At 68.1% G+C, this 13,375-nt stretch carries 13 protein-coding genes; 12 read left to right on the top strand and 1 reads right to left on the bottom strand.

Features of this window, described 5'->3' with window-relative positions; genetic code table 11:
* Nucleotides 1-217: 217 nt before the first annotated feature.
* The 12 genes from CFB34_RS22575 (at nucleotide 218) to ugpQ (ending at nucleotide 12,339) form a co-directional block, all read left to right on the top strand.
* Nucleotides 218-1,144 carry a competence protein ComA gene (locus CFB34_RS22575; RefSeq protein WP_089439049.1) on the top strand — a complete coding sequence of 309 codons (927 nt, stop codon included), beginning with the start codon at nucleotides 218-220 and terminating at the stop codon, nucleotides 1,142-1,144.
* Complete coding sequence (locus CFB34_RS22570) at nucleotides 1,141-1,749, top strand: fimbrial protein (RefSeq protein WP_089439050.1); 609 nt, start codon at nucleotides 1,141-1,143, stop codon at nucleotides 1,747-1,749. The genes CFB34_RS22575 and CFB34_RS22570 overlap by 4 nt, the downstream gene beginning before the upstream one ends.
* Nucleotides 1,746-2,615 carry a pilus assembly protein gene (locus CFB34_RS22565; protein ID WP_089439051.1) on the top strand — a complete coding sequence of 290 codons (870 nt, stop codon included), beginning with the start codon at nucleotides 1,746-1,748 and terminating at the stop codon, nucleotides 2,613-2,615. The genes CFB34_RS22570 and CFB34_RS22565 overlap by 4 nt, the downstream gene beginning before the upstream one ends.
* Nucleotides 2,612-4,243 carry a type IV pilus secretin PilQ gene (gene pilQ, locus CFB34_RS22560; protein WP_089439052.1) on the top strand — a complete coding sequence of 544 codons (1,632 nt, stop codon included), beginning with the start codon at nucleotides 2,612-2,614 and terminating at the stop codon, nucleotides 4,241-4,243. The genes CFB34_RS22565 and pilQ overlap by 4 nt, the downstream gene beginning before the upstream one ends.
* 40 nt (nucleotides 4,244-4,283) lie before the next feature.
* Nucleotides 4,284-4,838: a shikimate kinase gene (locus CFB34_RS22555; protein ID WP_089424313.1), complete on the top strand. Its 555-nt coding sequence runs from the start codon at nucleotides 4,284-4,286 to the stop codon at nucleotides 4,836-4,838.
* Complete coding sequence (gene aroB, locus CFB34_RS22550; RefSeq protein ID WP_089439053.1) at nucleotides 4,835-5,914, top strand: 3-dehydroquinate synthase; 1,080 nt, start codon at nucleotides 4,835-4,837, stop codon at nucleotides 5,912-5,914. Before CFB34_RS22555 ends, aroB begins: the two co-directional genes overlap by 4 nt.
* 65 nt (nucleotides 5,915-5,979) lie before the next feature.
* Nucleotides 5,980-7,164, top strand: coding sequence for a deoxyguanosinetriphosphate triphosphohydrolase (locus CFB34_RS22545; protein ID WP_241025923.1), 1,185 nt, complete (start codon nucleotides 5,980-5,982; stop codon nucleotides 7,162-7,164).
* A gap of 90 nt (nucleotides 7,165-7,254) precedes the next feature.
* Nucleotides 7,255-8,589, top strand: a complete 1,335-nt coding sequence (ugpB, locus tag CFB34_RS22540) for a sn-glycerol-3-phosphate ABC transporter substrate-binding protein UgpB (protein WP_089439054.1) — start codon at nucleotides 7,255-7,257, stop codon at nucleotides 8,587-8,589.
* A gap of 103 nt (nucleotides 8,590-8,692) precedes the next feature.
* Nucleotides 8,693-9,577, top strand: a complete 885-nt coding sequence (gene ugpA, locus CFB34_RS22535) for a sn-glycerol-3-phosphate ABC transporter permease UgpA (RefSeq protein ID WP_039366730.1) — start codon at nucleotides 8,693-8,695, stop codon at nucleotides 9,575-9,577.
* Nucleotides 9,574-10,419, top strand: a complete 846-nt coding sequence (gene ugpE / locus CFB34_RS22530; protein WP_039366729.1) for a sn-glycerol-3-phosphate ABC transporter permease UgpE — start codon at nucleotides 9,574-9,576, stop codon at nucleotides 10,417-10,419. Before ugpA ends, ugpE begins: the two co-directional genes overlap by 4 nt.
* A 32-nt stretch (nucleotides 10,420-10,451) precedes the next feature.
* Nucleotides 10,452-11,537, top strand: coding sequence for a sn-glycerol-3-phosphate import ATP-binding protein UgpC (locus tag CFB34_RS22525; RefSeq protein WP_089439055.1), 1,086 nt, complete (start codon nucleotides 10,452-10,454; stop codon nucleotides 11,535-11,537).
* Between the two features lie 28 nt (nucleotides 11,538-11,565).
* Entirely contained in the window at nucleotides 11,566-12,339 is a 774-nt protein-coding gene (gene ugpQ / locus CFB34_RS22520) for a glycerophosphodiester phosphodiesterase (protein WP_089439056.1), read from the top strand.
* Nucleotides 12,340-12,509: 170 nt separating this feature from the next.
* Here ugpQ and CFB34_RS22515 read toward each other — a convergent pair whose 3' ends face one another.
* Nucleotides 12,510-13,241, bottom strand: a complete 732-nt coding sequence (locus tag CFB34_RS22515) for an OmpW family outer membrane protein (protein WP_089439057.1) — start codon at nucleotides 13,239-13,241, stop codon at nucleotides 12,510-12,512.
* Nucleotides 13,242-13,375: the final 134 nt, after the last annotated feature.

Genomic DNA, 13,375 nt, shown 5'->3' with positions numbered 1-13,375 from the left:
GGAAAACAGTCCCGCGATTATAGCTGCCCGGTAAGACCGGTCCTGACGCGGGGGGCGCCCGCCGCGAAGACGCGGTCCGGCGTGCTTCCAGCATAGCCCGCGCATGGCCGTCGCGAGCGGATGCTGGCCGTTAGGCCGACTGTCGGCCGCACGCGCCGATTTGCAGAATCAGGTCTCGGAAACGCGGCATGGGCCGCGACGATTTCGGGAGGCTGGGATGGCGGGACGATGGCGAGCGCGGTTTGCGCAGGGTGGGCAACGGTCGACGGGAATCGACGTCGGTGCGGATGAGGTGAGGGTGGCCGTGCTGAGCCGGTGCGGCCGGGGCGCGGAGGTGTGCGTCGAGGGGCTGGAGCGGGAGCCGGTCGGGTTGGCGGGCGGGCCGGAGGATGCGCGCTGGGCGGCGGTTGCGCGTGCGCTGGCCGCTGCCGTGTCGAGACTGTCGGCGGCCGGGGTGCGGTGTGACACGCGCGGCGTGATGGCGTTGCACGATGACGAGATGCGCACCGCGACGCTCGACCTGGCCGGTCGGGCCGATGTCGAGGACGCCGCGCGGCAGGCGGCCGAACGCATCTCGGGGCTGGCGCCGGACAGTCTCGCGTTCGACTGGCGGCAGGACGGCGGCGCGGGAGCCGGCGAGATCGAGATTGCCGTGGCTCCGCTGGCGCTGCTCGAACGGCGGATCGACGTGGCCGCCCAGGCCGGTGTCGACCTGACGGTGGTCGACGGCGAGTCGGCCGCGGCGCTGCGCGCGCTGCGCTATGCCGCGCAATTCGAACCCGACGCGCAGGCGGGCCCCTATGCGGCGCTCTGGTTCCATGACTCGGGCGTGCACGGCTGGCGGATTGACGGCCCGTTGGCCGTACCGGTGCTGACGCTGTCCGGCGCCGTGCCGGGGGCGTTTTCCGATGCATTGCGCCAGCGCGCGCTCGGGGCCGTGTGTTGCGTACTCGTGTCAGGGGACGAGCGGTGTATCGCCCGCTTCGACACGTCCGTCGCCGAGATTGGCGACGTGCTCGGCGCGGTTGCGGTGTCGTTCGACTGCACCGGCTGGAATGGGCAACCGTGCCCGGCCGCCGGCATGCCGGGCGGCCCGGCATGGGCGGTCGCATTCGGGCTGGCCTTGCGCGGGGTGTGGGAATGACGGCCTGTCGTGCGGAGCCGGGCGGTTTCAACCTGCTGCCGTACCGCGAGCGGCTGGCGCAGGCGTTGCGACGTCGCCGCGCCGCGCAGTGCGGTGCGGCGATTCTGTTCGGTGTGCTCGGCGCCGGCCTGTGGACGGGCGCCGCCACCGGGGCGCGGTGGCGCGTGGATGCCCAGCGCGCGAGTGTGGAGGCGCGGCTGCGGCAGTTGCAGCCGCAGGTGGCGGCCGCGACACGTGCAGCCAAGGCTGCGGCCGTTGCCGCGCAACGCGACGCGCAGGCGGCCGCGCTCGCCGCGCCTTATCGGCACGTCGCAGGGCTGCTGGCCACGCTGGCGCAGGTGCGTGACGGCACCGTCCGGCTCGACGCGCTGCGCACGACGTCGGCCGGTGCCGTGCTCGATGCACGCGCCGCGAGCTACCGGGCGGCCGCGCGATGGCTCGGTGGGATGGCGCGCGAGCAACGTGGCTGGCGGATCGATATCGATGCACTGAAGCCTGCTTCCGGTGCTCCGGTCGTGACAGGCGGGAAGCCGTTCCGGTTCTCGGTCCAGCTGCGCTGGCTCGACGCGATGGCATCCCGGAATGCGTCGGGAGGTGGCGCATGACGGCGGTGCTCGCGCATCGGTTCGCACTGCGCGGCGACGGATGGCGGGGCGGCATGCGGCGCGTGCCGCCGGCGGCTGTGCACGTCGCAGGCTGCGCGCTCGCATTCGCGGCCGTGCTGGCGGGCGGCATTCATCTGGCGAATGCTGCCGACTGGAGCGGGCTCGCGCATAGCCGCGCGCTGCTCGCCGCGGCGCAGATGCGGGAGGCCGACGCGCGGCGCGTCCTGGCTGCCGCTGAACGGCAACGCGGGGTGCAACCGGCGGCGGCACACGGCGATCGCTCGCCGCGCACGCCGGAATGGGCTGCGTTGATGCTGGAACTGGCAAATCGCGCCGCGTCGAGCGGGTTGCGCGACATATCGATCGAACCGCTGCACACCGATGGCGCGGTGCCGGACGGTCGGCGCACGGTGCGCATCGTCGCGGAGGGCCGTTTTCACGCGTTGCTGCAGATGGTCGGCGGGCTGGCTCGTTTCCCGGTTCTGGCAGTGCCGTCCGCGCTACGTGTCGAACGGGGAAAGGAGGCCGCGCGCGTGGAAATGTCCGTCGACGTGTTTCCGGGGTTGCCGGCGCCAACGTCCACGGGCGGAGACGCGTCGGTTCTGGCCGACGTGCCCGGCGCCGATCCGTTCGGCGAGGGCGGTTCGTCTGAAGCGGAGGGAGCGGCTGTCCGCTTGGCCGGCACGATTCGCGACGGGCGTACCGGTCTCGCGCTGTTCGACGACGGTGACGGCGCGTTCACGGCCGTGGTCCCCGGCGACACCCTCGGGGCCGCGCGGGTGGTGCGAGTCGATCCCGTCGCCGTGACGCTCGCGACAGCGGACGGCGCGTACCGGGTCACGCTGGACGACGGGAGGCAGCCATGATCAAGCACGGATGCCGGGTGCTCGCCGTTTGGGCCGGATTGACCGCGTCCGGTGCAAGCGCGTCATTGCCGCCGCTGCCGGCCGTCTGGCCTGCCGCATCGTTGGATACGCAGGTGCCGGGCCTGCCGTTGCCACAAGGCGCGGTGGACGGTGCGGATCACACCGTAGCGACGGAGGCCGATCCGCCGCCGTTCGATCAGGCGGCTCGCGCGGCGCTGCAAGCGGAGGCCGCCGCCCGCGCACCCGGGCTGGAGGGGCCGCCGATCCCGTTGGCGCCACCGGCCCGGATGGGCGACGCTGCGGCCCGGCAACCGGGCGATGCGGACGACACGCGGCGGATCTCGCTGAATCTGCAGGGCGCAGGGCTTGCAGCCGCGTTCGACGCGTTCGCGCGGTTCACGGGGCTCAATATCGTCGTCAGCGAGCAGGTGCGCGGCACCGTCACGTTACGTCTGAACAATGTCCGTTGGCGCGATGCCTTCGACACGCTGCTCGACACGCACGGGCTCGCGATGACCCGGCGGGGCAACGTGATATGGGTCACGCCGGCGGTCGAACTGGCCGCCCGCGAACGCGAGCGCTTCGAAATGCACGCGCGGGCCGCCGATCTCGAGCCGCTTGCGAGCCGGACGTTCGCGCTGCACTACCCGCGTGCGCAGGACGTGCAGCGACTGCTGGCCGGCGCGACCGGCCAGCGCCTGCTGTCGAAGCGCGGCGCCGCGGCGGCCGATCCGCGCACGAACCTGCTGTTCGTCACCGATCTCGCGCCGCGTCTCGACCAGATCGCGAGCCTGATCGAGGCGATTGACCGGCCGTCGCGGCAGGTCCGGATCGAGGCCCGCATCGTCGAGGGCGAGCAGGGTTTTTCGCGCAATCTCGGCGCACGCGTCGCGCTGCGGGCGCGGGAGCGGCCGCCGTCGGGCGAGAGCGGCACGTCTACGACCGTTGCCGGCAACGCGCTCGACCTGGCTGCGCGGCCGCTCGGCGGCTTCGAAGCGGCAACCGCCGGCTTCACGCTGTTCGCCGCGCCGCTCAGCCGTGTGCTCGACGTCGAGCTGAGCGCGCTCGAGGCGCAAGGGCGGGGCCAGGTCGTGTCGAGCCCGCGCGTGGTGACTGCCGATCGCGTCAAGGCCATCGTCGAACAGGGCTCGGAGTTGCCGTACCAGGCGAAGGTCGGGAACGGCGTGAGCGGCGTGCAGTTCCGCCGGGCCACGCTCAAACTGGAGGTCGAGCCGCAAATCACGCCGGACGGGCGCGTAGTGCTTGACCTGGACGTGACGAAGGACAGCATCGGCGAGCCGACGGCGGCCGGCCCCGCGATCCATACGAAGCACGTCCAGACGCGCGTTGAGGTCGAGAACGGCGGGACAGTCGCGATCGGCGGGATCTATGAACAACTGAACCGGAACGATGTGACGCGCGTGCCGCTCTTGGGCAAAATACCGTTTCTGGGCGCGCTTTTCCGGCACCGCGCGCAACGCGATCAGCGTAACGAACTGGTCGTTTTCATCACGCCGACCGTCGTCGATGCGCGCTGCAATGCGCGCGGCGCGGTCAGCACGGATGCCGAGAAAACGGGGACGGAAGCCGCCGACGCAGGCTCGACAAGGCAGCCGCTTTGCCAGTAAGCTGCGCCACACACCAGCAAGATTGAAGCAGAGGAAGCCGTTGCAAGCGCGGGACCCACATGCAAACGTATTTTTCGTCGGCCTTATGGGAGCGGGTAAGACCACCGTGGGCCGTGCGGTCGCGCGTCGTCTCGACAGGACGTTCTTCGACTCCGACCACGAAATCGAGGCCCGCACGGGCGCGCGCATTCCGGTGATCTTCGAGATGGAGGGCGAGGCCGGGTTTCGCGATCGCGAAACGCAGGTGATCGCCGATCTCACGCAGCGCGAGAACATCGTGCTCGCGACGGGCGGCGGCGCGGTGCTGCGCCCGGAAAACCGCGACTGCCTGAAAAACCACGGCATCGTCGTCTACCTGCGCGCCAATCCGCACGATCTGTGGCTGCGCACGCGCAAGGACAAGAACCGCCCGCTGCTGCAGACCGAAGATCCGAAGGGGCGTCTCGAAGCGCTGTACGAGGTACGCGACCCGCTGTACCGCGAATGCGCGGATTTCGTCATCGAGACCGGCCGTCCGTCGGTCAACGGTCTCGTCAACATGGTGCTGATGCAACTCGAACTGGCCGGCGTCATCGCCAAGCCGCTACAAGCATGATTACTGTCAACGTCGACCTGGGCGACCGCGCCTATCCGATTCACATTGGCGCCGGCCTGATCGGCCGCGCCGAGCTGTTCGCGCCGCATATCAAGGGCTCGTCCGTCACGATCGTCACGAACACGACGGTCGATCCGCTCTACGGCGACGCGCTGCGTGCGGCGCTTGCGCCGCTCGGCAAGCGCGTGTCGACGGTCGTGCTGCCGGACGGCGAGGCGTACAAGAACTGGGAAACGCTGAACCTGATCTTCGACGGCCTGCTGACCGACCGCGCGGATCGCAAGACGACGCTCGTCGCGCTCGGCGGCGGCGTGATCGGCGACATGACGGGTTTCGCGGCCGCGTGCTACATGCGCGGCGTGCCGTTCATCCAGGTGCCGACGACGCTGCTGTCGCAGGTCGACTCGTCGGTCGGCGGCAAGACGGGCATCAACCACCCGCTCGGCAAGAACATGATCGGCGCGTTCTACCAGCCGCAGGCCGTGATCGCGGACATCGGCGCGCTGACGACCTTGCCCGACCGCGAACTGGCGGCCGGCGTCGCCGAGATCATCAAGACCGGCGCGATCGCCGATGCGGAATTCTTCGACTGGATCGAGGCGAACGTCGACGCGTTGAACCGTCGCGACCCGGCTGCGCTCGCGCATGCGGTGAAGCGCTCGTGCGAGATCAAGGCGAGCGTGGTGGCGGCCGACGAACGCGAAGGCGGCCTGCGCGCGATCCTGAATTTCGGCCACACGTTCGGCCATGCGATCGAGGCCGGGCTCGGCTATGGCGAGTGGCTGCACGGCGAAGCGGTCGGCTGCGGGATGGTGATGGCGGGCGACCTGTCGGTGCGGCTCGGCCTGCTCGACGAAGCGTCGCGGCAGCGCCTCGATGCGGTGATCGCGGCTGCGCACCTGCCGACCCGCGGGCCCGCGCTCGGCGATGCGCGCTATATGGACCTGATGCGCGTCGACAAGAAGGCCGAGGCCGGTGCGATCAAGTTCATCCTGCTGAAGCGATTCGGCGATACGCTGATCACGCAGGCGCCGGACGAAGCCGTGTTCGCCACACTGGCGCAGACCACCCGCTAACGGCGGCCCGGATGCCCCGGCGCCCCTGACATGGAGGAGACGTGAGCGAGACATCCAGCAGCACACTGCCCGAAGCCGGCCACGCGTCAGCTGCGCCGGTGGCCGAGCCGCCGACGCTGGCGGCGCTGGAAGCCCATCTCGCTCCGTATGCCGCACATGCGTCACAGTCGCGCGGCCGTCGCCATCCGGAAGCACCGCCGGCGGCGCGCACCGAATTCCAGCGCGACCGCGACCGCATCGTCCATTCGACCGCGTTCCGCCGGCTCGAATACAAGACGCAAGTCTTCGTCAATCACGAAGGCGACCTGTTCCGCACACGCCTCACGCACAGTCTCGAAGTCGCGCAGATCGCGCGCTCGGTCGCGCGCAACCTGCGCCTGAACGAGGATCTCGTCGAAGCGATCTCGCTCGCGCACGACCTCGGTCATACGCCGTTCGGCCATGCCGGGCAGGATGCGCTGAATGCCTGCATGCGCGAGCACGGCGGCTTCGAGCACAACCTGCAGAGCCTGGCGGTCGTCGACGAGCTCGAGGAGCACTACGGCGCGTTCGACGGGCTGAACCTGTGCTTCGAGACGCGCGAAGGCATTCTGAAGCACTGCTCGCGCGAGAATGCGCGCAAGCTCGGCGCGCTCGGCGAGCGCTTCCTGCAGGGCCGCCAGCCGTCGCTCGAAGCGCAGCTCGCCAACATCGCGGACGAGATCGCATACAACAACCACGACGTCGACGACGGCCTGCGTTCCGGCCTGATCACGATCGAGCAGCTCGCGGAAGTCGAGCTGTGGCAGCGCCACTACGAGGCGGCGCTCGCCGAATTCCCGCACCTCGAAGGCCGCCGCCTCGTGCACGAGACGGTGCGCCGCATCATCAACACGCTGATCGTCGACCTGATCGACGAGACGACGCGCAATCTCGCGCGTGTCGCGCCCGCATCGCTCGACGACGTGCGCGCCGCGCCGCCGCTCGTGTCGCACAGCGAAACGGTCGCTGCGCAAGCGGCCGCCCTCAAGCGTTTCCTCTTCAAGAACCTCTATCGCCACTACAAGGTGATGCGCATGGCGAGCAAGGCGCAGCGCGTCGTCACCGGCCTGTTCGACGCGTTCATCGACGATCCGCGCCTGCTGCCGCCGCCGTATCAGTCCGACGACACCGCGCAGCAGCCGCGCCTCGTCGCGCACTACATCGCCGGCATGACCGACCGCTTCGCGCTGAAGGAGTATCAGCGCCTGTTCGTCATCGGCGACAACTGACTGTCACAAACGATCACTAGACTTCGCCGGTTCAATGGCGACGGGAATGTTGCAGACGCTGTTGGTAACGTTTTCATAGGAGAGAGGTCGATGAAGAAGAAGCCTGCGGGGACACTGGTTCGTTCGATCGCGCTCGGCGGCGCGCTGATGTTCGGGATGCAGCACGTGGCGCTCGCCGCGACGGAAATCCAGTTCTGGCATGCGATGGAGGCCGCGCTCGGCGAGCGGGTCAATGCGATCGCCGACCAGTTCAATGCGTCGCAGAGCGACTACAAGATCGTGCCGGTCTTCAAGGGCACCTACGACCAGGCGCTCGCGGCCGGCATCGCCGCCTATCGCAGCGGCAACGCGCCGGCGATCCTCCAGGTCTATGAAGTCGGCACGGCCACGATGATGCAGGCGAAGAAGGCCGTCGTGCCGGTCTACGACGTGTTCAAGCAGGCCGGCGTGCCGCTCGACGAAAAGGCGTTCGTGCCGACCATCGCGAGCTACTACAGCGACGCGAAGACGGGCCATCTCGTTTCGATGCCGTTCAACAGCTCGACGCCGGTGCTGTACTACAACAAGGACGCGTTCAAGAAGGCCGGGCTCGACCCGAACCAGCCGCCGAAGACGTGGGCCGACGTGCAGGCCGATGCCGAGAAGCTGCGCAAGTCGGGGATGGCATGCGGCTTCACGACCGGCTGGCAGGGCTGGATCCAGCTCGAGAACTACAGCGCGTGGCACGGGCTGCCGTTCGCGAGCCGCAACAACGGCTTCGACGGTACCGACGCGGTGCTCGAATTCAACAAGCCGCAGCAGATCGCACACATCTCGTTCCTGCAGCAGATGGCGAAGGACGGCACGTTCACGTACGCTGGCCGCAAGGATGAAGCGTCGGCGAAGTTCTACAGCGGCGACTGCGGGATCCTGACGACGTCGTCGGGCGCGCTCGCGAACGTGCAGAAGTTCGCGAAGTTCAGCTACGGCACGGGCATGATGCCGTACGACGCGAACGTGAAGGGCGCGCCGCAGAACGCGATCATCGGCGGTGCGAGCCTGTGGGTGCTGGCGGGCAAGGATCCGGCGACCTACAAGGGCGTCGCGAAATTCCTCGCATACCTGGCTTCGCCGGCCGTCGCCGCGAAGTGGCACCAGGACACGGGCTACCTGCCCGTGACGACCGCGGCGTACGACCTCACGCGCCAGCAGGGCTTCTACGCGAAGAACCCGAGCGCCGAAACCGCGATCAAGCAGATGCTGAACAAGCCGCCGCTGCCGTACACGAAGGGGCTGCGCCTGGGCAACATGCCGCAGATCCGCACGGTGGTCGACGAGGAATTCGAACAGGTCTGGGCGCAGAAGAAATCGCCGAAGGACGCGCTCGATTCGGCCGCGTCGCGCGGCGACGAACTGCTGCGCCGCTTCGAGAAGTCGGGCGGCTGAGCCCGCATCGCACCGTGCCGCCGGCCGCGTCGCGTCCTGTCCGGATGCGTGCGCCGGCCGGCGGCACGACCCCCTTTCCGTTACGCCTGACCGGATATCCGCGATGCAATCCCGTTCCCGTTTTGGTACGAGCCTGCTGCCGTACCTGCTGATCGCGCCGCAGCTCGCGATCACCGCCGTGTTCTTCCTGTGGCCGGCCGGCGTCGCGCTGTGGCAGTCGACGCAGATGCAGGATGCGTTCGGCACGTCGAGCGAATTCGTCGGCCTCGCGAACTTCACGCACCTGTTCGCCGATCCGCTGTATCTCGATTCGTTCCGCACGACGCTCGTGTTCAGCTCGCTCGTCACGGTGAGCGGGCTCGTCGTGTCGCTGATTCTCGCCGCGTGCGCCGACCGCGTGATCCGTGGCGCGCGCGTGTACCGCACGCTGCTGATCTGGCCGTACGCAGTCGCGCCGACGATCGCCGCCGTGCTGTGGGCGTTCCTGTTCAACCCGAGCATCGGCCTGATCACCTATGCGCTCGCGAAGAGCGGCATCGTGTGGAACCACGCGCTGAACGGCGGGCAGGCGATGTTCCTCGTCGTGCTCGCGTCGGTGTGGAAACAGGTGAGCTACAACTTCCTGTTCTTCTATGCGGGCCTGCAGGCGATCCCGCGCTCGCTGATCGAGGCGGCAGCGATCGACGGCGCCGGGCCGGTGCGGCGCTTCTTCAACATCGTGCTGCCGCTGCTGTCTCCCACCAGCTTCTTCCTGCTGGTCGTGAACCTCGTCTACGCGTTTTTCGACACGTTCCCGGTGATCGACGCGGCCACCGGCGGCGGCCCGGCGCAGAGCACGAAGACGCTGATCTACAAGATCTTCGCGGAAGGCTTCCAGGGGCTCGACATCGGCAGCTCGGGCGCGCAGTCGGTTGTGCTGATGATCATCGTCGTCGGGCTCACGGTGATCCAGTTCCGCTTCGTCGAACGCAGGGTGCAATACGCATGATCGAAAATCGCAAGGGCTTCGACCTGTTCTGCCACGCGGTGCTGATCGCCGGTGTGGTGCTGATCGTGTTTCCCGTCTACGTCGCGTTCTGCGCGGCGACGATGAACGCGCAGGAAGTGTTCACGGTGCCGCTGTCGCTCGTGCCGAGCACGCACCTGTTCGAGAACGTCGCGTACATCTGGGGGCACGGCAGTGGCGGCACGACGGCGCCGTTCGGCCGCCTGCTCGTGAACAGCTTCGCGATGGCGCTGGGCATCGCGGTGGGCAAGATCGCGGTGTCGATCCTGTCCGCGTACGCGATCGTCTATTTCCGCTTCCCGTTCCGCAACACGGCGTTCTGGCTGATCTTCGTCACGCTGATGCTGCCGGTGGAAGTGCGGATCTTCCCGACCGTGCAGGTCGTGTCGACGCTGCACCTGACGAACACCTACGCGGGGCTCACGCTGCCGCTGATCGCATCGGCGACCGCGACGTTCCTGTTCCGCCAGTTCTTCATGACGCTGCCCGACGAGCTGATGGATGCGGCGCGCATCGACGGCGCGGGGCCGCTGCGGTTCTTCTGGGACGTCGTGCTGCCGCTGTCGAAGACGAGCATCGCGGCGCTGTTCGTGATCACGTTCATCTACGGCTGGAACCAGTATCTGTGGCCGATCCTGATCACGACGGAGGCGTCGCTGTCGACGGCGGTGGTGGGTATCAAGACGATGATCGCGAGCGGCGACGCCGCGACCGAATGGCAATACGTGATGGCGGCGACGCTGCTGGGAATGATCCCGCCGCTCGTCGTCGTGCTGGCGATGCAGCGCTGGTTCGTGCGCGGCCTCGTCGATTCCGAGAAATAAATGACGGACGGCAACCGGGAGAAAGACCAAGAATGGCTGCGCTGAGCTTGAAGGGCGTCAGGAAATCCTACGACGGCAAGCAGCACGTGCTGCATGGCATCGACGTGGAGATCGCCGACGGCGAATTCATCGTGCTGGTCGGCCCGTCGGGCTGCGGCAAGTCGACGTTGCTGCGGATGATCGCGGGGCTCGAGACGGTGACGGACGGCGAGATCGCGATCGGCGAGCGCGTCGTCAACGCGCTGGAGCCGAAGGATCGCGACATCGCGATGGTGTTCCAGAACTATGCGCTGTACCCGCACATGACGGTCGCGCAGAACATGGGCTACGGGCTGAAGATCCGCGGGATCGAGCGCGCGACGATCGACGCGCGGGTGGCGGCTGCCGCGAAGATCCTCGAACTCGAGCCGCTGCTCGCGCGGCGGCCGCGCGAGCTGTCGGGCGGCCAGCGGCAGCGTGTCGCGATGGGGCGCGCGATCGTGCGCGAGCCGTCGGTGTTCCTGTTCGACGAGCCGTTGTCGAACCTCGACGCGAAGCTGCGCGTGCAGATGCGGCTCGAGATCCAGCGGCTGCATGCGCGACTCGCGACGACGAGCGTCTACGTGACGCACGACCAGATCGAGGCGATGACGCTCGCGCAGCGCGTGATCGTGATGAACCGCGGCTACGCGGAGCAGATCGGCGCGCCGGTCGACGTGTACGAGAAGCCGGCGACGGTGTTCGTCGCGGGCTTCATCGGCTCGCCCGCGATGAACCTGATGCACGGCCGGCTGTCGGACGACGGCGCGACGTTTACGGTCGCGGGCGGTGGCCCCACGCTGCCGGTTGCCGGCGCCCCCGGCATCGGCGCGGCGATCGCCACCGGGCGCGACTGGGTGCTCGGCGTGCGTCCCGAGCACATGACGCCGCAGCCGGGCGTCGCGCAGGCGACGCTGCCGGTCGACTCGTGCGAGCTGCTCGGCGCGGACAATCTCGCGCACGGACGGTGGGGCAGTCACGACGTCGCGGTGCGCCTGCCGCACGCGGACCGCCCGGCGCGCGGCACGGCGCTGGCGGCCGCGCTGCCCGCGCACCGGCTGCATTTCTTCGATCCCGAGACCGGCAAGCGTGCCGGCTGAACCCGCTGACCTTGCCGAGAGACCGACGATGACGACCCGTACCGACTGGTGGCCTTATCCGCGCGTCGTCGCCCATCGCGGCGGCGGCACGCTCGCGCCGGAGAACACGCTCGCCGCGCTCGACGAGGGCGCGCGCCGTGGCCACCGGATGGTCGAGTTCGACGCGAAGCTGTCGGCCGACGACGTGACGTTCCTGCTGCACGACGACACGGTCGACCGGACCTCGAACGGTCACGGCGCGGCGGCGGGCATGCGTTATGCGGCGCTGGCCGCGCTCGATGCGGGCACGTGGCGCGACGCGCGCTTCGCGGGCGAGCGGATGCCGACGCTCGAGGCGGCGGCGGCGCGCTGCCTCGCCCACGGGCTGGCAGCAAATGTCGAGATCAAGCCGTGCCCGGGGCGCGAGCGCGAGACGGGGCAGCGCGTGGCGGCCGACGCGGCTGCGTACTGGCGTGATGCCGCGGTTCCGCCGCTCCTGTCGTCGTTCTCGTTCGATGCGCTGCAACAGGCACGCGCGACGGCGCCTGCGCTGCCGCGCGGGATGCTCTACGAGGCCGTGCCGGACGATTGGCATGCGCAAGTCGTCGGCGCGCTCGGCTGCGTTTCGTTGCATGCAGACCACAAACAGCTCGACGAACCGCTCGCGCGTGCGATCAAGGCGGCCGGGCTGCGCATCCTGGTTTACACGGTGAACGACCTCGAACGGGCACGCGAACTCGCGCGCTGGGGTGTCGATGCGGTCTGCACGGATCGCATCGATCTGATCGCGCCCGACGCGCTGGACGACATCGCCATCCCCTGACGGCCGCGCCGACGGCCGGCGAAACCCTTGCGCGGAACGTGCCTGACGCGAAAAAACGACGCCCCGACGGGATTTCCGCCGGGGCGTTTTGCATCGTGGAGACGTTACGCCAGGAAAAATCCGCTACAAATTGCAGCAGGATTAACCATTCCCCAAATATTCGACTACGCTTAGAAGCGGTAGCCGACGTTCAGATACGTGACGATCGGGTTCAGCGAGATGTGGGCCTTCGACGTTTCCGTCAGCGTGCCGACCGGCGTCCGGCGGGCCGTCGTGAAGGTCGCCGTCACGCTGACCGGGATGTACGAGAGCGACAGGCCTGCGAACCAGTGTTTCGTGAAGTTGTACGTGAAGCCGGCGTTGAAGACAGGCGCCCACTGGTTGCTGGTCGTGGCGCTGGTCGGGCCGCCGAGCACGCCGTTCTCGAAGCTGCTGTTCGTGATCTTTGCGCCGGTGAACCAGACGTACGTCGCGCCGATGCCGACATACGGACGGAACTTCGCGTTGGCGTCGTTGAAGTGGTAGCGCAGCAATACGGCGGGGCTCCACTGGTACGCACGGCCGAGTACGCCGAATCTATCGAACTGACCCTTGCCGGTAATGTCGAACTTCGGCGGTATCCCCATAACGAGCTCGGTGGAGATATGGTCGGTGATGAAGTAGCCCGTTGCGAGTCCAAGCGTATCAGCGTCGTTGATGCCGGCGCCGGTGTTGGGAATCGATTGGTTGATGGGCGTGCCGCCTACGCCGTAGACGAACAGCGGGTCGCTGCTGTCCTGCGGCGCAAGGTGGAACCAGCCGGTGCTGACGTAGAAATCACCTGCGGATTGTGCATGTGCCGTACCGCCCGCGAAAGCGAATGCGAGCGCTGCGGCCCCCGTAATGGCCAGTTTTCGTTTCATTGTGTCTCCTCCGATCAAAGGCGTGCTCATTATGACGACTGCGTTTAAAACCAAACAAGCTCGTAAGTTAGAGTTTTCTCCCTAGGTTTCGTACGACCGTACGCTTTCGCGCCCCGCGGGGAAAGGCATTCTAC

The sequence above is a fragment of the Burkholderia sp. HI4860 genome (genome assembly GCF_002223045.2).
GTDB lineage: Bacteria > Pseudomonadota > Gammaproteobacteria > Burkholderiales > Burkholderiaceae > Burkholderia.
This window is presented reverse-complemented; position numbering and strand designations above follow the sequence as displayed.

What these genes read in the sequence shown, in the direction of transcription:
- CFB34_RS22565 (WP_089439051.1), top strand. Translation starts at nt 1,746, where the DNA reads ATGACGGCGGTGCTCGCGCATCGGTTCGCACTGCGCGGCGACGGATGG.
- ugpQ (WP_089439056.1), top strand. Translation starts at nt 11,566, where the DNA reads ATGACGACCCGTACCGACTGGTGGCCTTATCCGCGCGTCGTCGCCCAT.
- CFB34_RS22570 (WP_089439050.1), top strand. Translation starts at nt 1,141, where the DNA reads ATGACGGCCTGTCGTGCGGAGCCGGGCGGTTTCAACCTGCTGCCGTAC.
- CFB34_RS22525 (WP_089439055.1), top strand. Translation starts at nt 10,452, where the DNA reads ATGGCTGCGCTGAGCTTGAAGGGCGTCAGGAAATCCTACGACGGCAAG.
- CFB34_RS22575 (WP_089439049.1), top strand. Translation starts at nt 218, where the DNA reads ATGGCGGGACGATGGCGAGCGCGGTTTGCGCAGGGTGGGCAACGGTCG.
- ugpA (WP_039366730.1), top strand. Translation starts at nt 8,693, where the DNA reads ATGCAATCCCGTTCCCGTTTTGGTACGAGCCTGCTGCCGTACCTGCTG.
- aroB (WP_089439053.1), top strand. Translation starts at nt 4,835, where the DNA reads ATGATTACTGTCAACGTCGACCTGGGCGACCGCGCCTATCCGATTCAC.
- ugpE (WP_039366729.1), top strand. Translation starts at nt 9,574, where the DNA reads ATGATCGAAAATCGCAAGGGCTTCGACCTGTTCTGCCACGCGGTGCTG.
- CFB34_RS22515 (WP_089439057.1), bottom strand. Translation starts at nt 13,241, where the DNA reads ATGAAACGAAAACTGGCCATTACGGGGGCCGCAGCGCTCGCATTCGCT.
- ugpB (WP_089439054.1), top strand. Translation starts at nt 7,255, where the DNA reads ATGAAGAAGAAGCCTGCGGGGACACTGGTTCGTTCGATCGCGCTCGGC.
- pilQ (WP_089439052.1), top strand. Translation starts at nt 2,612, where the DNA reads ATGATCAAGCACGGATGCCGGGTGCTCGCCGTTTGGGCCGGATTGACC.